The 18,910-nt window shown below is 70.6% G+C and carries 18 protein-coding genes; 11 read left to right on the forward strand and 7 right to left on the reverse strand.

What is annotated here, in order from left to right:
* Positions 1–112: 112 nt before the first annotated feature.
* Positions 113–1,972, reverse strand: a complete 1,860-nt coding sequence (locus VQ02_RS23965) for a tetratricopeptide repeat protein (protein WP_048446773.1) — start codon at positions 1,970–1,972, stop codon at positions 113–115.
* 392 nt (positions 1,973–2,364) lie between these two features.
* On the opposite strand from VQ02_RS23965, the gene VQ02_RS23970 reads away from it, so the two are divergent.
* Entirely contained in the window at positions 2,365–4,290 is a 1,926-nt protein-coding gene (locus VQ02_RS23970) for a methyl-accepting chemotaxis protein (RefSeq protein ID WP_053080527.1), read from the forward strand.
* 357 nt (positions 4,291–4,647) lie between these two features.
* Here the strand turns inward: VQ02_RS23970 and VQ02_RS23975 are convergent, their stop codons facing one another.
* Positions 4,648–6,312 carry an electron transfer flavoprotein-ubiquinone oxidoreductase gene (locus VQ02_RS23975; protein WP_048446738.1) on the reverse strand — a complete coding sequence of 555 codons (1,665 nt, stop codon included), beginning with the start codon at positions 6,310–6,312 and terminating at the stop codon, positions 4,648–4,650.
* 194 nt (positions 6,313–6,506) lie between these two features.
* Between VQ02_RS23975 and VQ02_RS23980 the strand changes: the two genes are divergently transcribed.
* The 5 genes from VQ02_RS23980 (at position 6,507) to VQ02_RS24000 (ending at position 10,617) form a co-directional block, all read left to right on the forward strand.
* Positions 6,507–7,424 carry a uracil-DNA glycosylase gene (locus VQ02_RS23980; protein WP_048446739.1) on the forward strand — a complete coding sequence of 306 codons (918 nt, stop codon included), beginning with the start codon at positions 6,507–6,509 and terminating at the stop codon, positions 7,422–7,424.
* 108 nt (positions 7,425–7,532) lie between these two features.
* A complete protein-coding gene (ypfJ, locus tag VQ02_RS23985; protein ID WP_048446740.1) occupies positions 7,533–8,429 on the forward strand; it encodes a KPN_02809 family neutral zinc metallopeptidase in 897 nt (298 codons plus the stop codon).
* Positions 8,429–9,016 (forward strand): molybdenum cofactor biosynthesis protein B, encoded by a 588-nt coding sequence (moaB, locus tag VQ02_RS23990; RefSeq protein ID WP_048446741.1) that lies wholly within the window; start codon positions 8,429–8,431, stop codon positions 9,014–9,016. Before ypfJ ends, moaB begins: the two co-directional genes overlap by 1 nt.
* Positions 9,017–9,203: 187 nt before the next feature.
* Positions 9,204–9,890, forward strand: coding sequence for a hypothetical protein (locus VQ02_RS23995; RefSeq protein ID WP_048446742.1), 687 nt, complete (start codon positions 9,204–9,206; stop codon positions 9,888–9,890).
* Between the two features lie 262 nt (positions 9,891–10,152).
* Positions 10,153–10,617 (forward strand): hypothetical protein, encoded by a 465-nt coding sequence (locus tag VQ02_RS24000; protein WP_053080528.1) that lies wholly within the window; start codon positions 10,153–10,155, stop codon positions 10,615–10,617.
* 47 nt (positions 10,618–10,664) lie between these two features.
* Here the strand turns inward: VQ02_RS24000 and VQ02_RS24005 are convergent, their stop codons facing one another.
* On the reverse strand, positions 10,665–11,180 hold the full coding sequence (locus tag VQ02_RS24005) for a hypothetical protein (protein ID WP_048446743.1): 516 nt from the start codon (positions 11,178–11,180) through the stop codon (positions 10,665–10,667).
* A gap of 107 nt (positions 11,181–11,287) precedes the next feature.
* Here VQ02_RS24005 and VQ02_RS24010 point away from each other — a divergent pair, with 107 nt between their 5' ends.
* Both VQ02_RS24010 and VQ02_RS24015 read left to right on the forward strand, forming a co-directional pair.
* Positions 11,288–12,403 carry a PA0069 family radical SAM protein gene (locus tag VQ02_RS24010; RefSeq protein WP_048446744.1) on the forward strand — a complete coding sequence of 372 codons (1,116 nt, stop codon included), beginning with the start codon at positions 11,288–11,290 and terminating at the stop codon, positions 12,401–12,403.
* 48 nt (positions 12,404–12,451) lie between these two features.
* Positions 12,452–13,003, forward strand: a complete 552-nt coding sequence (locus tag VQ02_RS24015; protein WP_048446745.1) for a GNAT family N-acetyltransferase — start codon at positions 12,452–12,454, stop codon at positions 13,001–13,003.
* A 70-nt stretch (positions 13,004–13,073) separates the two neighbouring features.
* On the opposite strand, the gene VQ02_RS24020 is transcribed toward VQ02_RS24015, so the two are convergent.
* The 4 genes from VQ02_RS24020 to VQ02_RS24035 form a co-directional block, all read right to left on the reverse strand.
* Positions 13,074–13,955, reverse strand: a complete 882-nt coding sequence (locus VQ02_RS24020) for a glycosyltransferase (protein WP_048446746.1) — start codon at positions 13,953–13,955, stop codon at positions 13,074–13,076.
* A 159-nt stretch (positions 13,956–14,114) separates the two neighbouring features.
* Positions 14,115–14,990: a PCC domain-containing protein gene (locus VQ02_RS24025; protein WP_048446747.1), complete on the reverse strand. Its 876-nt coding sequence runs from the start codon at positions 14,988–14,990 to the stop codon at positions 14,115–14,117.
* Complete coding sequence (locus tag VQ02_RS24030; RefSeq protein ID WP_048446775.1) at positions 14,980–16,599, reverse strand: acyl-CoA synthetase; 1,620 nt, start codon at positions 16,597–16,599, stop codon at positions 14,980–14,982. The genes VQ02_RS24025 and VQ02_RS24030 overlap by 11 nt, the downstream gene beginning before the upstream one ends.
* Positions 16,600–16,744: 145 nt before the next feature.
* Positions 16,745–17,344 (reverse strand): ribonuclease HII, encoded by a 600-nt coding sequence (locus VQ02_RS24035; RefSeq protein WP_048446748.1) that lies wholly within the window; start codon positions 17,342–17,344, stop codon positions 16,745–16,747.
* Positions 17,345–17,614: 270 nt separating this feature from the next.
* Here VQ02_RS24035 and VQ02_RS24040 point away from each other — a divergent pair, with 270 nt between their 5' ends.
* The 3 genes from VQ02_RS24040 (at position 17,615) to VQ02_RS24045 (ending at position 18,859) form a co-directional block, all read left to right on the forward strand.
* Positions 17,615–17,860 carry a hypothetical protein gene (locus tag VQ02_RS24040; protein ID WP_048446749.1) on the forward strand — a complete coding sequence of 82 codons (246 nt, stop codon included), beginning with the start codon at positions 17,615–17,617 and terminating at the stop codon, positions 17,858–17,860.
* 82 nt (positions 17,861–17,942) lie between these two features.
* Positions 17,943–18,095 (forward strand): hypothetical protein, encoded by a 153-nt coding sequence (locus VQ02_RS37515; RefSeq protein WP_157080784.1) that lies wholly within the window; start codon positions 17,943–17,945, stop codon positions 18,093–18,095.
* Positions 18,096–18,487: 392 nt separating this feature from the next.
* Positions 18,488–18,859, forward strand: a complete 372-nt coding sequence (locus VQ02_RS24045; RefSeq protein WP_048446750.1) for a DUF2794 domain-containing protein — start codon at positions 18,488–18,490, stop codon at positions 18,857–18,859.
* The last annotated feature ends 51 nt before the right edge of the window (positions 18,860–18,910 follow it).

Below are 18,910 nucleotides of genomic sequence, written 5' to 3' on the forward strand. Positions count from 1 at the left end.
CGAAACAGGCGTGGGTTCCGAAACAGGAGTGGGTCTCGAAACAGGCATGGGGCGCGGCGCCTCTCCGGCGCCGCGCCCGCGGGTGTCATCTCGACTGCGCGATCGACGGGGCTCAGCCGCCGCTCTTCGTCTCCGTGCCCATCGCCGGCGGCTCGCTCGGCGCGGGGGCGCCCTTCGGCATCTCGGGCTGGGCCGGGGGCTGGCTGTCGGCGGTGGCGGCGGGCTTCTCCAGCTCCGGCAGCCCGTCCTTCAGCTTCGCCTCGATCTTCGCCAGGTCCTCGGGCTCGGGGTTCAGGTCCTTGGCGTGCTGCCACTGGAACTTGCCCTCGAGCCGCCGGCCGCTGCGCCAGTAGGCGTCGCCCAGGTGGTCGTTGATGGTCGGGTCGCCGGGCTTCAGCTCGATCGCCTTCTCGAGCTCGCGCACGGCGTCGTCCCAGCGGCCGAGCCGGTAATAGGCCCAGCCGAGGCTGTCGATGATCATGCCGTCGCGCGGCTGCAGGTCGACCGCCTGCTTCAGCATGCGGAACGCCTCATCGATGTTCTGGTTCTGGTCGACCCAGGAATAGGCGAGGTAGTTCAGCACCTGGGCGCGGCCGTTCGGCTGCGTCGCCGGCACCAGCTCGAGCGCCTTCTTCAGGTCGGCCTCGGCCTTCGGCCACTCCTTGGCCCGCTCGTAGGCGGTGCCGCGGAAGTAGTACAGCGTCCAGTAGTTGCGCGCCGGCTGGTCGCCGATCAGCTCGATCGCCTTGGTGTAGGTCTGGGCCGCCTCGGCGTACTTCTTGCGCGAGCGCTGGACGTTGCCGAGCGCCGAGATCACGTCGATGTCGTTGGGATAGGTCTTGGCGACTTGGTCGAGGTGGGCGATCGCCTCCTCGCCCTTGCCCATCTGCTCGAGGTTGAGGCCGATCTGGATGTCGGCGTTGAGCTTGAGCGGCGAGTTCGCCGGCATGCGGGCGAAGGTCTCGTTCGCCCGGTTGGGCGCCTTCATCCGCTCGAGGGTGTCGGCGAGCGTCAGCAGCGCGAGGGAGTGCTCGGGCGCCAGGTGGAGCGCCAGGCGCAGGTAGACCACCGCCGGCAGCTCGTCGCCCTGCGAGGTCCCGGCGGAGCCGAGGCCGTAGAGCACCTCCGCCGCACCCTCCTGGGCCGAGGCGATCAGCGGCGTGAGCGGCTTGCCGGCCTTGAGCTTGTCGAGGGCGTCGCGCACGATCGGGTGGCGCGGCAGGACGTTGTCGAATTCCTGGTAGGCCGCCACCGCGAGGTCGGGCCGGCCCGATTCGGCCTCGAAGCGCCCGTAGGCGTCGACGATGCGAAGCGTGTTGCGGTCGGCGTCGTAGGCCGCCTTGAGCCGCCGCTCGGCCTCGACCTTGTCGCCGACGAGCGCTGCGATCAGCCCCGCGTGATAGTCGCGGAAGACGTTGTAGTAGCGCTCGCCCTTGAGCTTGTTGATCGTCTCGAGCGCCTTCTTGCCCTCGCTGTTGCCGGCGAAGGACCAGGCGGTCAGCAGCGTCGAGGTCAGGTCCGCCGCCGCGCCCTTGCCGCCGCGCTGCAGGTTCTGGCGCGCCGCGGCGAACTGCTTGGCCTTGATCTTCTGCACCCCGAGGGCGAGCTGGGCCAGGCCGTTGGCGCCGTCCCGGGCGGTCAGGCGCTCGGCGGCCCGGAACGCCTCGGGCAGGGAGCCGTCGGCGAGGAGCGCCACGAAGGACCGCTCGAGGAGCTCGGCGTTGCGCGGGTCGCCCTTGACGGCCTCGCGGTAGTAGGTAGCCGCGGCGGCCGTGTCGCGGGACGCGCCGGCGATGTACGCCGCCAGGAAGTTGCCTTCCAGGGAATCCGCCGGTTCGTAGGCCTGCGCGGCCGCGACCTCCCGCGCCGGCAGCCGCGCCGCGAGGGCCGGCGCCGTCGAGGCGGCGAGGAGGAGGGCCAGCGCGGCGAGCGCGCGTCCGCGGCGGAGGGCGGGGAGTCGAGTCGTGGGCACCAAGCGCTGGCTCCGTGGTCGCACCGGCCGCGGCGCCGGTGCGCGAAATCGGCGCGACATTGGACCCTGCGCGGGGCAGCGGCAAGACCAAACGGCGGCGGCGATGTGTCGGCGCCCCGCGGCGGAACGGCTGGGACCGGGGGTGCCGCCGCGCCGCCGGAGCGTGCCGACGCGCATCGCTCCGTTTTGTAAGGGCTATCTTAAGCGATGCGCACGAATGGTGGCGAAGATCTCGATTATCGTTCTCTGAGCTGCCGGACATGTCGCTGCGTAGACAAATTTTCCTGATCTTGGGTCTGATCGGCTGCCTGCTGGTCGGGCTCGCCGGTTATCACGGTATAGATGCGTGGCAGCGGGCTGAAATCATGCGGCGGGCGGCGGAAGCCAACAGTGTGACTGACAGTCTCGCGGCCGCGGCCGCGTCCCTCGCGGCCGAGCGCGGCCTGACGAACGGATGGCTGGCCAAGCCGCCGGCGGCCTCCGAGCGATCCGTGCTCGCCAGCCTGCGGGAGGAGGGCGACCGCCACCTCGCCGCCGCCCTGCCGCGGTTGCGGGAGGACGAGACCGTGTCCCGGGCCGCCGCCGCCCTCGGCGCCGCGCGCCAGGACCTCGCGGCCCTGCGCCGGCGGGCCGACCAAGTCCTCTCGGGCACTCCCGATCCCGACCTCGCCGCCACCTGGTTCACTGGCGTGACCGGCGTGATCGCCCGCGAGCAGGCCCTGTTCGACGCCGTCCGGGCCGGCATCGTCGGGGCCCTGCCGGGGGAGATCCATCGCGGTCTGGACGTCAAGCGGGCGCTGTGGGACGCGAGCGAGTTCGCCGGCCGCGAGCGCGGCCGCCTCAACGCCGCGATCGCCGGGCGCCAGGGCCTGCCGGTGGAGCAGGTCCGCGCCCTGGCCGTCCTCGCCGGGCGCGTCGACGCCGCCCTGGACCAGGCTCACGCCTCCGGGGCCGCCCTCGGCCGCGACGTCACCGAGGCGCTGGCCGCCGCCGGCCGCCGCCTCGAAGCGTTCGAGGCGACCCGCGCGGCGGTCTACCGGGCCGGGGCCGCCCGCGAGCCCTACCCGGTCACTGCCGAGGAGTGGTTCCGCCAAGCGACGGAGGTCATCACCGGCCTCAACCAGGCCCGCACCGCCGCGACCGCGTCGCTCGGCGCCATCGTGGCGGCGGAGAGCCGCGCCAGCGAGGTCCGGTTCCTCGGCGCGCTCGCGATCCTCGCCGGCGCCTGCGCGGCGGTCGGCGGCGGCGCCCTGCTCCTCGTGCGCGGCGTGACCGGGCCGCTCGCCCGGATGATCGAGGCGATGCGCCGCCTCACCGCCGGCGATCTCGCCGTCGCGGTGCCGGCCGCCTCGGCCCGCAGCGAGATCGGCGCCATGGCGTCGGCGATGCGCCAGCTCCGCGACGGCCTCGCGCGCAGTGCCGTCCTGGAGCAGGAGGCCGCCGGCGCCCGTGCCGGAGCCGAGGCGCAACGCCGCGCCGCCCTGCGGGAGCTCGCCGACCGGTTCGAGGGCTCCGTCGGCGCCGTCCTCGTCGCGGTGACCGCTGCCGCGTCGGAGATGGAGGCCACCGCCCACGGCATGACGGAGATTGCCGGCCGCACGGCGGACCAGGGCACCAGCGTCGCCGCCGCCGCCGAGGAAGCGTCCTCGAACGTCGCGACCGTCGCGGCCGCGGCGGGCCAGCTCGGCGCCTCGGTGAACGAGATCGGCCGCCGGGTCGGCTCCTCCGCCGAGATGGCGCGGAACGCCGCGGAGGCCGCGGGCGACACCGCCCGGCTGGTCCACGACCTGCGCCAGGGCGCCGCCCGGATCGGCGACGTGCTCGGGCTGATCTCCTCGATCGCCGACCAGACCAACCTGCTCGCGCTCAACGCCACCATCGAGGCGGCGCGGGCGGGTGCCGCCGGCCGCGGCTTCGCGGTGGTGGCGGCCGAGGTCAAGGCGCTCGCCGGCCAGACCGGCCGTGCCACCGCCGAGATCGCCGAGCAGATCGCCCGCATCCAGGGCTCGACCGAGCAGGCCGTGGCGGCGATCGGCGGCATCGCCGGGCAGATCGGCGAGATCAGCGCCGCCTCGACCGCCATCGCGGCGGCGGTGGAGGAGCAGGGCGCGGCGACGCAGGAGATCGTCCGCAACGTCGCCGAGGCGGCCAAGGGCACGGACGAGGTGACCGGCAGCGTCGTCCAGGTCGCGGGCGCCGCCGAGGAGACCGGCACTGCGGCCGTCCAGGTCCTGTCCGCGGCAAGCGAGCTGTCGCGCCAGTCCGAGCACCTGCGCGGGGAGATGGGACGGTTCCTGACGACGGTCAGAGCGGCGTGAAAATCACATCGCGGGATTTGGCTTGGTAATACCTCAGAGCCCGGTTGAATTTCTGGATAGTATTAGCACTCTCTTCGTCATCCCGGCGCCGCGCAGCGGAGCCCGGAATAACATGCAGGGTGTCAAATCTATGGGATCCAAACAAACAGGCTCTCAGCCTCACCTGGTCATCCCAGGGGTTGCCTGAGGCGAGAGCCCGGGATCCAGAGCCTCGGGCAGTACAGAACGCAGCCGATCGTCGACGATTTCATTCGGCAAAAAGCCGCGGTTCTGGATGCCAGGCTACGCTTCTCGCCCCCGGAATGACTTGACTACGTAGAAGAAGGGCGGGCCCAAGAACAGGGCCCGCCCTCTTCCTCACATGTTCACGTAGTTCGGCCCACCCGGACCTTCCGGCGTGACCCAGTTGATGTTCTGGTTCGGGTCCTTGATGTCGCAGGTCTTGCAGTGGACGCAGTTCTGCGCGTTGATCTGGTAGCGCGGTGACCCGCCCTCCTCGATCCACTCGTAGACGCCGGCCGGGCAGTACCGGGCCGAGGGCCCGCCGAACACGTCGTGCTCGGAGGATTTCTGCAGGCCCATGTCCTTGACCTGGAGGTGGACCGGCTGGTCCTCCTCGTGGTTGGTGTTCGAGAGGTAGACCGACGACAGGCGATCGAAGGTCAGCACCCCGTCGGGCTTGGGGTACTTGATCGGCGTGACGTCCTTGAGCGGCTTGGTGCAGGCATAGTCCGGCTTGCCGTGGCTGAGCGTGCCGAACAGCGACAGGCCGGCGAGCTCGTTGAGCCACATGTCGAGGCCGCCTAAGCCCACGCCGACGAGGGTGCCGTACTTCGACCACAGCGGCTTGACGTTGCGCACCCGCTTGAGGTCGTAGCCGATCGGGCTCGCGCGCCAGCCTTCCTCATAAGACGTCAGCTCGTCCTGGGCCCGGCCGGCGACGAGCGCCTCGTGGATCGCGCCGGCCGCCTGCATGCCGGAGAGCACCGCGTTGTGCGAGCCCTTGATCCGCGGCACGTTGACGAAGCCGGCAGAGTCGCCGACGAGGCAGCCGCCCGGGAAGACCAGTTTGGGCACCGACTGCCAACCGCCCTCCATGATCGCCCGCGCGCCGTAGCCGATGCGCTTGGCGCCCTCAAACACGTCCCGGATCATCGGGTGGGTCTTGAAGCGCTGGAACTCTTCGAACGGCGACAGGGTCGGGTTCTCGTAGTTCAGGTGCGTCACGAACCCGACCGAGACCAGGTGGTCGTCGAAGTGGTAGAGCCAGGAGCCGCCGCCGGCCTTGTTCGGCAGCGGCCAGCCCATCGAGTGCTGCACCAGCCCCGGCCGGAATTTCTCCGGCTTGACCTGCCACAGCTCCTTGACCCCCAGGCCGTACTTCTGGTGGTCGGAATGCTGGTTGAGGCGGTAGCGGTCGATCAGCTTCTTGGTCAGCGAGCCGCGGGCGCCTTCGCCGAACACCGTGTACTTGGCGCGCAGCTCCATGCCGCGGGTGAAGTCGTCCCGCGCCTCGCCCGAGCGGGCGATGCCGAGGTCGCCGGTGGCGACGCCGACCACGGCGCCCGCGTCGTCGTAGAGGATCTCGGCAGCCGGGAAGCCCGGATAGATCTCGACGCCGAGCTCCTCCGCCTTGCGGCCGAGGTACTTCGTGACGTTCGAGAGCGAGCCGACGAAGTTGCCGTGATTGCTCATCAGCTTCGGGAAGGCGATGTTCGGCAGGCTGACGCCGCCGGCCGGCCCGAGGAACATGAACTCGTCCTTCACCACCTCGGTCTTGAGGGGGCGGTCGGGGTCCTGGCGCCACTCGGGCAGCAGCCGGTCGAGGCCGCTCGGGTCGATGACGGCGCCCGACAGGATGTGCGCCCCGACCTCGCTGCCCTTCTCCACCACCACCACCGACACCTCGGTGCCGGCCTCGGTGGCGAGCTGCTTCAGCTGGATGGCGGCAGCCAGCCCGGCCGGGCCCGCTCCGACGATCACCACGTCGAAGTCCATCGCCTCGCGTTCCGGCAGCTCCATCCCGTTCCTCCCTCGACTCTGCGATGGTTCACATATAAACGATCTGGAAACGCCTCAAGCGGTTCCAAGGTGGGAACCGTGCGACGCCGTGTCCCCGGGCGCAAGCCGCCGGGCGGTCCCTCGCCCGCGAGAACGCGCCCGCGCGCAGTGTCGCGGCGGTTGTCCACAGCTGCGCGACACGCCACATCCGTCCCATGACGACCGACGCTCCCGACAGCCGCGACCTCCTCTCCTTCCTCGACTTCCACGTCGAGGCCGGGGTCGATGCCGCGCTGGACGAGACGCCCCACGACCGCTTCTCCGAGCCCGAGGCCCCGCGCCGGGCCGCCCGGGCGGAGCCCGCGAGCGAGGAGCCGCACCGCCGTGCCGCGCCGGCGGAGCCCGCCGGTGCCCCGCGTCCGGAGCCGGTGCGGCCGGATCCCGCCCGGCCAGATCTTGCCCGGATGGAGCCCGCCAGGGCGGAGCCGCCCAGCACCTACGGCCGCTCGGCCGCCGCAGCCCCCGGCGAGGCCGCCGGCGACGCCCGGGAGCTCGCCGCCACCGCGGCAAGCCTGGAGGAGCTGGAGGGGCTGCTCGCCCGGTTCGAGAGCTGCGCGCTGCGCTTCACCGCCAAGAATCTCGTCTTCGCCGACGGCAACCCGCAGGCCCGGGTGATGTTCGTCGGCGAGGCGCCGGGCGCCGACGAGGACCGGGTCGGCAAGCCGTTCATGGGCCGCTCGGGCCAGCTCCTCGACCGGATGATGGCGGCGATCGGCCTCGACCGGTCCAACGCCTACGTCGGCAACGTCGTGCCCTGGCGCCCGCCGGGCAACCGCAACCCGACCCCGCAGGAGATCGCGACCTGCAAGCCGTTCATCGAGCGGCAGATCGCGCTGGCCGACCCCGATTTCCTGGTCTGCCTCGGCGGCGTCGCCACGCAGTCCCTCGCCGGCACCAAGGACGGCATCCTGAAGTCCCGCGGCCGCTGGTACCCCTACCGCACCGGTCGGCGGGAGATCCGGCTGCTGGCCACCCTGCACCCGGCCTACCTGCTGCGCCAGCCGCTGCAGAAGCGCCTCGCCTGGCGCGATTTCCGGGCCCTGCGGGCGGCTCTCGACGAGGGGGAGCGGTGAGCGCCGGCCAAGCGGAACCGTGCCGGCGCTGGTCGATTACCCTTGAGCCTTAAGCCTGCGCCGCGTAGCCGTCGCGGCCAAGGTTCACGGGCCAACGGGTAGCTGACCATGCGCTGGGAAGACTTTCGTACCTCCGACAACGTGGAAGACCGTCGCGGCGAGGGCGGAGGTGGCGGCTTCGGCTTCCCCGGGGGCGGCGCCGGCGGCCTCGGCATCGGCACGATCGTGATCCTGTGCATCATCGGCTGGGTCACCGGCATCAACCCGGCGATCCTGATCGGCGGCGCCGAGACGGTGACGCGCCAGCGCGCGCCCCAGGAGCAGGGCCAGCAGCCCGACCGGCGCACCGGCGCCCCCTCCGACCAGACCGGCAAGTTCGCCGCCGCGATCCTCGGCAACACCGAGGACGTGTGGAAGGAGGTGCTGCCGAACCAGACCGGGCGCCAGTACACCCCGACCACGATGGTGCTCTACACCGGCGGCACCCGCAGCGGCTGCGGCCAGGCCCGCGCCGCCATGGGCCCGTTCTACTGCCCGCTCGACAAGAAGGTCTATCTCGACACCTCCTTCTTCAAGGAGATGGAGCAGAAGTTCCGGGTGAAGGGCGACTTCGCCTACGCCTACGTCATCGCCCACGAGGTCGGCCACCACGTCCAGGACGTGCTCGGCATCCTGCCCAAGGTGCAGAAGCGCCAGCAGCAGGTCGGCGAGCGGGAGGCGAACGCCCTCTCGGTGCGCGTCGAGCTGATGGCCGACTGCCTCGCCGGCGTCTGGGCCAAGAACTCGAACGACCGCTTCAACGCGCTTGAGCCGGGCGACATCGAGGAAGCCATGCAGGCCGCGAGCGCCATCGGCGACGACCGGCTGCAGAAGCAGAGCCAGGGCTACGTGGTGCCCGACTCCTTCACCCACGGCTCCTCGGCCCAGCGCATGCGCTGGTTCCAGACCGGCTACCGCAGCGGCCAGACGCAGTCCTGCGACACCTTCCGGGCGGCGCAGCTCTGATGGCCGGCCTCGACACCGCCCGCGTCTTCGTGCCGCTCGGGATCGCGGTGCTCACCGTCTCGGACACCCGCACGCTCGCGGACGACCGCTCCGGCGACACCCTGGCCGAGCGGCTCACGCAAGCCGGCCACCGCCTCGCCGCCCGGGCGATCGTGCCGGACGAGGTCGAGGCGATCCGCGGCCAGGTGAAGGCCTGGGCCGAGGATCCGGGGGTGGACGTGGTGATCACCACCGGCGGCACCGGCTTCACCGGCCGCGACGTGACGCCGGAGGCCCTCGAGCCGTTGTTCGAGAAGCGGATGGACGGGTTCTCCGCCATCTTCCACCGCATCTCCTACGACAAGATCGGCACCTCGACGCTGCAGTCGCGGGCCACCGCCGGGGTCGTGGCCGCGACCTACGTCTTCGTGCTGCCGGGCTCGCCTGGGGCATGCCGCGACGCCTGGGACGGCATCCTGGCCGCCCAGCTCGACTACCGGCACCGGCCTTGCAACTTCGTCGAGATCATGCCGCGCCTCGACGAGCACCTGAAACGCGGAGCCCCCGCCCCGCAAGGGGTGCCCAGGGTCCAAACGCGATCAGCTTGACAGTGCGACAGGCTGTTCCGGGTGGGGAGCGGGCTTCGGCGCTGCTGCCGAAACCAGACGTTCAAGCCGGTCGAGATCGGTCCAGTGTGAGTGCACCCAAGCTGGACCAGCCTGTCGGCGTCTTCGGCTCATTTCCTGCCGGTCACCTTCATGCTGCAATCAATCGACAGCTGACCCAGCGGGACGAATGACGAACCAAGGCACGCCCATCGCTGATGTGAAGGACTGGCAGCGGCGCTGGCACGCCATCCTCGACCGCAATGGTATCGAGCTGGAAGGCAGGACCGATCCGGCGCAGCTCCCGCCCATCGAAGAGGACTTCCGGCTTCATTTCGCCTTCTGGACCCTCGACACGGACCAGGGTGTCCGTATTCGCGGCGAAGCTCTCGGTCTCCTGCCGCATGGAGATGCGATCGCGGGCCGGATCGAACGCCACCTTCGAACGCCCCGGCACCTCATGGAGGAAAGCGAGGCCGAGGCCATTCTGCGCAGCGGCCTGCGGGCCGTTCGGAGCGACGGCGTCGACGCGCCCGACGAGACGAGCGCCGTCCGGTTCATGGATGCCAGCACCATCTCCTATCTCGAGGCCTTCAGGGAAGCCGACACGCCATTCGAGGGTTTGGGAGACACCTTGTCGGCTCGAGCAGGGCGACGGAGCGGCGCCATTGGTCGACAAGCCTATTTTTTTCTCTCAGAACCATTATACAGGCTTGCCTCCTTCTACACCGTGCGCGATTGGGCGATGTGGCCTCTTTGCTCCCATGAAGACGAACCGGATTTGACCGAGTCGGGCTGGCGTCTTTTCAAGGGAGGCTGGGTGCCGGGGTTGGATGCGAACGGCTTGTTTCTTTATCGCTTGCCGGATGAAAGATAATCCCGAAATCCTAAACTATTTCTATCAATAGACATCGATATCGAGAAGAAATAACTGCATTATAGGTTTGTTATTATCTGTACTGCCAGACAATAAATTTGGATCGAAGATTATCATGAATTTGATCATTTGTCTAATATTTGTTCATCCATAGAGATATGATGCTGTGGAATGCCCTGAAGCGGACATCGCGAGGGCCCACATTGAGTCGAAGGCCGAATTTTCTTTCGAGTCGTCCACGAAATATTCAGTCGCAGGATGCATGCTGAGCGCGATGATGAACTCTGACGGCACCCATTGGTCCACCGACATGGCGTTGTTCGCTGCCCTTCCGGGTGGGCGAGCGGTGATCGACTGGTTCGGCTTCGTTCCGTCCTTCCATGACGCAGAACTGGATCGGCTGGAGTTGGCGAGAGGTGCGGCCTCAATGGCGCTTCGAGCCTTCCGCATGACGGAGGCCGTGGACGCGAAGGGCTTCTTCGTGCTCGACAAGCACGCGGTTGTGACACTTCACTTTTCCGATGTGACAGGCGTGCATCTCACGGGCATTGCCGCATCAATCCTCTTAGAAGTTGGGATTCGTCGGGTTGCGGTCGCCCCGACTGGTTTCAGCACCTGCGGGGGACCCAATGTCGGTGATATCGAGGTGGGCTTCGAGACCAGTTACGGCTTGGAGGGGTCGATCTACGCACGTGAGGTAAGCTTCAGCGTCGATCCCGTCCGCTAAGGGGCACAAGCAGTCCCCGAACGGGCAGGCTGGTTGGGTTTCTGACCCTAGCCCCGCAGCAGCGAGCACCGCAGGGGCCTGACCGGCGCGCGGGCGCGCAGCGGCAAGCCCGCCTGCAGGGCCTGCGCTCGGACGAGATCGCCGGCCCGGACCCGTCGGGTGCCGGTCAGGGCCTCGCGCCGGGCCGCGATCCGCTCGAACAAGGGGGCGTGCGGGCGGCGCAGGCGACCGACCGCCTCTGGCGTCGCGGTGGCGCCGAACCGGTCGAGCACCCGGATCCAGCCCTCCGCCGGTACGTCGCCGGCCTCCAGGCACAGCATCCAGGGTCGGCGCGCCACGGCGGCCGCGGCGACCCAGGGGGAGTGGCCCCGCGCTACCAGGGCCGCCCCGGTGCTCTCCGCCATCGTGCCGATCTCCGGGTCGTCCGGATGCGCCGCAGCGATTACGGCGTCGCCCACCACGCCCGCCGCCACGCCGGCCACCAGGGCCGCCAGGGTGTCGGCGAGGGCGTCGATGCGCTCCAGATCGATCGCGCCCGGAAGATGAATGGCAGCCGTAAACATGATCGCGCCATAGCGGATGGGAGGCGGCGCGTCCTGCCTTGATCGTTGGCACTTGCGCTTGTTCCTGTTTTGTTCAAAGCTCGGCCGCAATCAGTGCGGAGGCAGGGATGGAATCGGGATGCGGGCGGGGTGACGGCCGTCACCTCGCCGGATCGACCCCGGCGGAGGAGCGCCGCCGCGGGCGCGGAGCCACCGCCAACCCGACCGGCCGGTTCGAGGCGGCGTCGCACGAGGCCTTCGCCGACGGCTGGGACCGCGAGGAGGAGCTGCCGCCCCTGCGCACCGAGGTGACGATGGAGCGGGCGCGCAGCATCATCACCCGCAACGATTCTCCCGACATCGGTTTCGACCGCTCGATCAACCCGTATCGCGGCTGCGAGCACGGCTGCGTCTACTGCTTCGCCCGGCCGAACCACGCCTATGCGGGCCTCTCGCCGGGTCTCGACTTCGAGACCAAGCTCTTCGCCAAGCCCGACGCCGCCGCCCTGCTGGAGCGGGAGCTCTCCGCCCCCGGCTATCGCCCGCGCACCATCGCGCTCGGCACCGCCACCGATCCCTACCAGCCGATCGAGCGGCGCTACCGCCTGACGCGCAGCGTGCTCGAGGTGCTGGCGCGCTTCCGCCATCCGGTCGGCCTCGTCACCAAGTCCGACCTCGTGCTGCGCGACCTCGATGTCCTGGGTCCCATGGCGGGGGAGGGGCTGGTGAAGGTGGCGCTCTCGATCACGACCCTCGACCCCGACCTTGCCCGCCGGATGGAGCCCCGCGCCCCCCGGCCCGAGAAGCGTCTCGCGGCGATTCGGGCGCTGGCCGCGGCCGGCGTGCCCGTGATGGTGCTGGTGGCGCCGCTGATCCCGGGCCTCAACGACCACGAGATCGAGGCGGTGCTCGCCCGCGCCCGGGAGGCCGGGGCGAGCGAGGCCGGCGGCGTGCTCCTGCGCCTGCCGCACGAACTCGCCGACCTGATGCGCGACTGGTTCGCCGAGCATTATCCCGACCGGGCCGGCCGCACCTTCTCGCTCCTCAACCAGGCGCGCGGCGGCAAGGTCTACGACGCCGCGTATGGCCGCCGCTTCACGGGCACGGGGCCCTATGCCGAGCTGCTCGACCGGCGAATGCAGGCCGCGATGACCCGGCTCGGCTATCCGGCGGACAGGCTGCGCCTGAGGGCCGACCTGTTCCGGGTGCCGGTGCGGGTGGGCGGGCAGTACAGCCTGTTCTGACGGGAAGGGCTCGATTTCCTCAAGGGAAAGCCGTGGTAGCCTGCTGCCATGACACACAGGCTTTTCCCGGTTCTGGAAACCACCCGCCTGCGACTACGCCTCGTTGTGCCCGAGGATGCGGTCGTCACCGCCACCCTGATGACCCCGGAGGTGAGCCGCTGGGTCGCCAGCTGGCCGGTGCCGTTCACCGTGGCGATGGCGCAGGAGAGGATTGCCACGGCCCGCGCCCAGGCCGAGTCGGGCGAGGCCATCTCCTTCGCCGTGACGCTGCGCGGTGACGGCACCGTGCTCGGCTGGGCGATGGCGCACCGGATGCCGAACGATCCCCGCTGCGGCACGATCGGCTACTGGCTCGGCGAGGCGCATCATCGCCAGGGCTACCTGCGCGAACTGGCCCCCGCGCTCCTCGCCACCGCCTTCGTCTGGCTCGATCTTGATGCCGTCGAAGCCAGCGCGCATCCGGAGAATGCCGCTTCCTTCGCCGTCATGCGGCGCTGCGGTCTGCGCTTCCGGCGCGAGGCGGTGATCCACGCCCCGGCCCGATCGCGCGACGAGGCCGTCCATATCTACGGGATCCGGCGCGAGGAGTGTCACGCCTGATTGTCGGCACCGCCCGCGGGCGGCGCGAGCCGTGTCGGGGCAGGGCTTTGCCGACCCAAGCGTGGAAGGATCAGGCCGACAGCCACGTCTGCGGCTTGGCCAGCAGGACCCTGGTCCGCCGGCGTGCCCGGATCCAGCACCCGAGCAGTTTCGGGAGCCTGTCGGGCGGGAAGAACGCGAGGCCGCCGCTCGCCGGCCTGTGGACGATCGCGTTCGCGCGGATCAACGTCAGGATCTGCGTCGTCGATGCCCTGCGGTCGCCGACCTTGTGCCAGAAGTAATGGCAATTGGTTATTCGGGTCGAGAGGCGGTCCATCTCGGCACTCTCGTTCTTGCAGCCGCCGGACTGAATGTTGAGATGGATGATCCCGCATTGGTGGTCGAGGACGATGGTTCCGCCGCCTTGCCGGACCCGGTGGCTCATCTCCGCGTCCTCGCCGACCGCGCCGCCGGTGAAGTTCTCGTCGAAGCCGCCGGCGCGGAAGATCGCGTCCCGGCGGTACGACGCGTTGCCCCCCGGGGCGAAGCCCGGTTCCGGGATCGGGTGCCGCCCGGCCCGGCGCGGTGCGTCGCTCAGCGACGGGTGGTCCCTCGCCTCGAAGATCGGTCCCGTCACGATGTCGGCGCGAACGGCCTCGTGGGCCGCCCGGTGACGCGCGACGATGTCCCGAACGCCGGTGACGTCGTCATCCAGGTACAGGACGATCTCTCCGGCCGCGATCCGGGCGCCGATGTTCCGGGCCCGCGGCAGGTTCTTGATCGGGGTGTGGACGTAACGGAGGCGCGGGTCCTCGCAGGACCTGTCCAGATTCAACGGCTCGTCGCTTTGGTCGACGACGATGATTTCCAGCAGGGATGCGGGATCGCCTGAAAGGAGTTCCCGAATCGTCTTGAGGACGACGTCGTATCGATTCAGCGTCGGCAGTACGACCGAAACGGTTCCGTGCAGCATGGTTCGGCCTTGGCGACGACGTGATCCCCGGAAATTTAGCACGGTGCCGATATTTCCGGGAATCCACGAAATCCTGCCGCAGGGTCGGCGCCGGACCGCTTCCGGCGCTGGCCTGCCGCGATCCGGCGAACGAGACCTGCGTAGGGATGGCCGCGGAGATCAGTCCCGCACCGTCTCCAGGCACAGCTCGAAGGTGATGCAGGCGGCGTTGGCGCCGCGCAGCAGCACGCCCTCGTGGATCGCCCCGCCGACATCCACCACCGTGATGTCGAGCCGGGCTTCCGGCGCCCCGTCCGGTCCCGGCCGCACGGTGCCGTCGCGGATCAGCACCTCGCTCGCGTCGGTCGGGATCACCCGGCCGTCAGCGAAGGCCGGTCGCACGATGCTCCCGATACCGCGCACCCGCGCTGCCGCGATGCCGTGCGCCCGGCAGGTCGCCTCGATCGCGTGGTGGACCTCCTCGTTCGGCTGGAGCTTCAGGAGCAGGCACCCGGCGCCGTCTCGGCGCAGGGGCGCCGGGGTGAACAGCGAGAAGTTGGTCTCGGCGTCCGGCTCGACCCGCCAGGCGGCCTCCGCCGTGCCCCAGGCCTCGGCCCGGACGCCGTGCGCCACCACGACCTCCGCCGGCAGGAGGTGGCCGGCGCGGCGGCGACCGTCGGCCTCGGTCCAGACCCCGTGCACGTGCAGGAAGGCCGCGCCGTCGCGCTCGCCGAAGGTGACGCTCGCCCGCTCCAGCCGCGTCTCGCCCGGCGGCCGGAAGGTCTCGCTGTAGTAGGCGGCGAAGCGCGGCTCGGTGGAGAGGGCCGGCATCACGTAGGCGAAGGGCGCGAAGCTCCCGCCCGCCAGGTGCACCACGCCCCCGCGCATCCCGGCCTCGGCGAGCGGCCCGGCGACGGCGTCGAGCAGCGTGCGCCCCCCCGGCGCCAGGTCGAAGGCGCGGTGGATCGAGGCGCCGCCGGCGGCGAGCCGGCGCTCGGGCCGCGCCGGTCCGGGCTGGGCGAGGGTGGCGAAGCGCGGCGCCGGCTCAGGCCGCATCGGTCTTGCGCCCCTCTTGGATCCCCTGGCCGAGGAGGCCGGCCGCCTCCAGCTCCTCGCGCACCATCTTCTTGGTGATCTTGCCGTAGCCGGATTTCGGCAGCGACTCGCGCAGGATGACCCGCCGGGGCAGCTTGTAGCGGGCGACCTTGTCGAACAGGAACGCCATCACGTCCTCCTCGGTCAGCGCCATGCCCTCGCGGGGCACGCAGACCGCGACGCCGATCTCGCCCCAGGTCGGGTCCGGCACGCCGAGCACCGCCGTCTCGGCCACTGCCGGATGGGCCAGGATCTTCTCCTCGATCTCCCGCGGGTAGATGTTCGAACCGCCCGAGATGTACATGTCAGACGCGCGGCCGGTGATGTACAGGAACCGCTCGGCATCGAGGTAGCCGAGGTCGCCGGTGCGGAACCAGCCGTCGCGAAAGGCCTCGGCATTGGCCTTCGGGTTCTCCCAGTAGCCGGCGAACACGGCGGGACCGCAGACGCAGATCTCGCCGGCCTCGCCCGGGGCGACCTCGCGGCCCTCCGGGTCCTGGATCTGCACCTGCATCCCGGTGCGCTCGAAGCCGCAGGTGCCGATCTTCACCGCCGGCCCGTCCTCCGCCTCGTGCAGGGCGGGGGGCAGCACCGTGATGTTGCCGGTGACCTCGCCGAGGCCGAAATACTGCACGATCACCTTGCCCAGGCTGCGCAGGGCCCGCTTCTGGTCCTCGCGGTACATCGGCGCGCCGGCATAGATGATGTAGCGCAGCGAGGAATGGTCGTTGGCGTCGACCGCCGGATGCTCGACCATCATCTTCAGGATCGTCGGCACCGTGAACATGTTGGTGATGCGGTGGCGCGCCACCAGGCCCCAGACCTCGGCGGCGTCGAAGCGCTCGGAGCCCGGCAGCACCGAGGTGACGGCGCGGGCGACCTGCGCCACCGCGTGGACGCCGGCCCCATGCGAGAGCGGCGCCACCACCAGGGAGGCATCGGTCTCCGGCGTCGTGCCGGGCATCAGGTCGCAGAGGTGGTTGGTGATGACGAAGGCCATCTGGCCGTGGGTCAGCACCGCGGCCTTCGGCTTGCCGGTGGTGCCGGAGGTGTAGAAGAACCAGCACGGGTCGTCGTGCTCGACGGCGGCGTTCGCCACCGCCCGGCCCTCGCCCTCCGCCACGACGTCCTCGTAGGCCTCGCCCTGCGCCGGTCCCTCGCCGACGACGATGACGCGGCTTAGGGACGGGCAGGCGGCTCGCACCGCCGCGACGTGGTCGGGATAATCGGCGTGGCACAGGAAGGCCGTCGCGCCGGATTGCTGGGCCAGGTAGGCGACGTCGTCCGGCATCAGCCGGAAGTTCGTCGGCACGAACACGGCGCCGAGCCGGAACGCCGCGTACATGATCTCCAGGATGGCGTTGCCGTTGCGGGCATGGACCAGCAGGCGGTCGCCCTTGCGCACCCCGCGGGCGGCGAGCCCCGCCGCGAGGGCGGAGACCCGGGCGTCGAACTCGGCCCAGCTCCAGCGCCGCTCGCCCCAGACGATGGCGGGGCGGCCGGGATGGCGCGCGGCGGCCTGGGTGAGGGCATGGGCGAGGTTCATCACCCGGCGCGACATCGGCGTCATCATCGGGCAGCCCTCCGGCGGCTCATCGTGCTCACGCGGCATCTCCTCCCTGGCGGCGCCGGCCGTTCGGCCCGTGCGCGCTGCATCGCGGGAGCTTACGACGGTCCGGGCGCCGAGCGGAAGCGCGGCGCGCGCATGCGCGCCGTCACGAGGCGCGGGAGCGGAAGCTCAGGCGATGATGCCGGGTGAGGCCCTGCTCCAGCATGGCGGCCCGGTGGGCCGCCGTCCCGTAGCCGACGTTGCGCTCCCAGGCATAGGCCGGGTGACGCCGGGCGAGCGTCCGCATCAGCCGGTCGCGCACCACCTTGGCGACGATCGAGGCGGCGGCGATCTGGGGCACCAGCCGGTCGCCGCCGACGAGGGCCCGGCAGGGCAGGGGCAGGCCGGGGGGCACGTCGCGCCCGTCCACCGCCACCTCCGCGGCGATCCCGAGCCGCCCGACCGCCCGCCGCATCGCGTCGAGGGTGGCGGCGCGCACGTTGATCCGGTCGATCAGCGCCCGCGAGGCGCCCGCCAGCGCCACACGCGCCGTGGCCTCGATCCGCGGGGCCAGGCGCTCGCGGGTGGCGGCGTCGAGGCGCTTGCTGTCGTCGAGGGCCTCGAGCAGGTCGCCCGGCAGGGCGACGGGGTCGAAATGCACCGCCGCCACGATCACCGGCCCGCACAGGGCGCCGCGGCCGACCTCGTCGCAACCGATGAGGACGGGATAGCGGGCGGCGTGGCGGGCATCGAACGGGCGCATCATCCGGTTGTGCGGCCCGGCTCGTTGAGAAATCCTAACATTGAGAAATCCTAACATTCGCAAATGCCGGCCCACCCGCCGCAGACAACCTGGGGTTTCTGCCTGGATCGCAGCGCGAGACGATCGCCGTCAACGAAGTGCGGCGACGCGCCCGTCCCCGGACAGGAGGAAGGCCTGCGCCGCGATGACGCGCTCACGCTTGGCACGCCGCATGCCGCTCCCGAGATCCGGTGTCCCTTCGGCCCGGATTCAACCGCAGGAGGTACGCCGCCCATGAAGGTCGCCCTCGCCGTTGCCGCGCTCTCCCTCGTTCAGCCGACGCATTCCTGGTACCCTTACGAGTGCTGCTCGGACCAGGATTGCGAGCCGATCTCCGACGCCGTCGAGGTGCCGGGCGGCTACCAGACGCATGGGATCTTCGTGCCGATGGCGAAGGTGCGGCCGAGCCAGGACGGGCGCTTCCACTGGTGCCACCGCGGCAGCTACGTCTTCTGCTTCTTCGCGCCCCTGGCCGGCTGACGCGGCCCCGCCGGCACCGGAGGGGCGCCGCGCGCGTTCCCCGGGCCAGGGCGGCCCGCGCCGCCCGGAACGAGGAGGATGCATGACCACCCCGCCGCGGCAGAACCGCTTCCTGGCGCTCGCCTACCCGATCGCCTTCCTGGCCGGAGCCCTGGTGATCGGGTTCTGGACGCTCGACGAGATCCGGATCAACCGCACCCGCGCGCTCACCGCGCAGATGTGGTCGCAGCCGTAGCGGCCCCCGGCCGGCTCAAAAAAGGGACCGCGCTCCGAGGAGGCGGCCCTGAAGTGTGGGTCTCGAAACCTCTGGAGGAGGCCCGTCCCGCCGGCATCGCGGGGGCTGGGGGGCTGGGAACCGGAGGGGCCGGCGGAACGGGCCGAGAGGTCCCTTCTCCTCTACGCGCGCATCAAGGCCGGCGCGCGGCGCGATTACGGCGGTTTGTGGGCGAAGGCCGCCGATCCCGCGCGTTTCCGATTCGTTACGATGCGATACCGGTAACCTGTCGCCCCGGCGCAACCCTTGCGAGGCCGTTTGCGGGATCCCATCATGGTCCTGACGGGCCGCCCCGGCGTCCCGCGCCGCGCCCCGTCCGGAAGCGCGAATCACCCCGACAGTCAGGAGACGCGATGAGCGAGGGAGAGACGGCCGAGAGCTGGACCGCCGGCGCCGGGGCCCACGTGGTGCCTTTCCCGCGCGCCGCCCCGCCGCAGGTGTCATTCCATCGCGACGAGCTGCGCCTCATCCTGAACCTCTACGGCCGCATGGTCGCCGAGGGCGAGTGGCGGGACTACACGATGGATTTCACCCGCGAGAAGGCGGTGTTCTCGATCCACCGCCGCACCTCCGAGCGGCCCCTCTACCGCATCGAGAAGGATCCCCGCCTCGCCCGCCGCCAGGGCGCCTACGCGGTGATCGCCGAGACCGGCCGGATCCTGAAGCGCGGCCACGACCTCGCGCAGGTGCTGCGGGTGCTGGAGAAGCCGCTTCGGGTGGTGTGAGACGTCTCCCGCCCTCTCCCGGGCGTGCGGCCTCCGCCGCCCGGGAGAGGG

This window comes from Methylobacterium variabile (assembly GCF_001043975.1).
Taxonomy (GTDB): Bacteria; Pseudomonadota; Alphaproteobacteria; order Rhizobiales; family Beijerinckiaceae; genus Methylobacterium; species Methylobacterium variabile.

Coding starts and splice junctions, on each gene's coding strand:
- VQ02_RS24005 (WP_048446743.1), bottom strand. CDS start 11,180: ATGTTTACGGCTGCCATTCATCTTCCGGGCGCGATCGATCTGGAGCGC.
- moaB (WP_048446741.1), top strand. CDS start 8,429: ATGGCCGGCCTCGACACCGCCCGCGTCTTCGTGCCGCTCGGGATCGCG.
- VQ02_RS24020 (WP_048446746.1), bottom strand. CDS start 13,955: ATGCTGCACGGAACCGTTTCGGTCGTACTGCCGACGCTGAATCGATAC.
- ypfJ (WP_048446740.1), top strand. CDS start 7,533: ATGCGCTGGGAAGACTTTCGTACCTCCGACAACGTGGAAGACCGTCGC.
- VQ02_RS24045 (WP_048446750.1), top strand. CDS start 18,488: ATGAGCGAGGGAGAGACGGCCGAGAGCTGGACCGCCGGCGCCGGGGCC.
- VQ02_RS23975 (WP_048446738.1), bottom strand. CDS start 6,312: ATGGAGCTGCCGGAACGCGAGGCGATGGACTTCGACGTGGTGATCGTC.
- VQ02_RS24030 (WP_048446775.1), bottom strand. CDS start 16,599: ATGACGCCGATGTCGCGCCGGGTGATGAACCTCGCCCATGCCCTCACC.
- VQ02_RS24015 (WP_048446745.1), top strand. CDS start 12,452: ATGACACACAGGCTTTTCCCGGTTCTGGAAACCACCCGCCTGCGACTA.
- VQ02_RS24025 (WP_048446747.1), bottom strand. CDS start 14,990: ATGCGGCCTGAGCCGGCGCCGCGCTTCGCCACCCTCGCCCAGCCCGGA.
- VQ02_RS23980 (WP_048446739.1), top strand. CDS start 6,507: ATGACGACCGACGCTCCCGACAGCCGCGACCTCCTCTCCTTCCTCGAC.
- VQ02_RS24035 (WP_048446748.1), bottom strand. CDS start 17,344: ATGATGCGCCCGTTCGATGCCCGCCACGCCGCCCGCTATCCCGTCCTC.
- VQ02_RS23995 (WP_048446742.1), top strand. CDS start 9,204: ATGACGAACCAAGGCACGCCCATCGCTGATGTGAAGGACTGGCAGCGG.
- VQ02_RS24040 (WP_048446749.1), top strand. CDS start 17,615: ATGAAGGTCGCCCTCGCCGTTGCCGCGCTCTCCCTCGTTCAGCCGACG.
- VQ02_RS24000 (WP_053080528.1), top strand. CDS start 10,153: ATGCTGAGCGCGATGATGAACTCTGACGGCACCCATTGGTCCACCGAC.
- VQ02_RS24010 (WP_048446744.1), top strand. CDS start 11,288: ATGGAATCGGGATGCGGGCGGGGTGACGGCCGTCACCTCGCCGGATCG.
- VQ02_RS37515 (WP_157080784.1), top strand. CDS start 17,943: ATGACCACCCCGCCGCGGCAGAACCGCTTCCTGGCGCTCGCCTACCCG.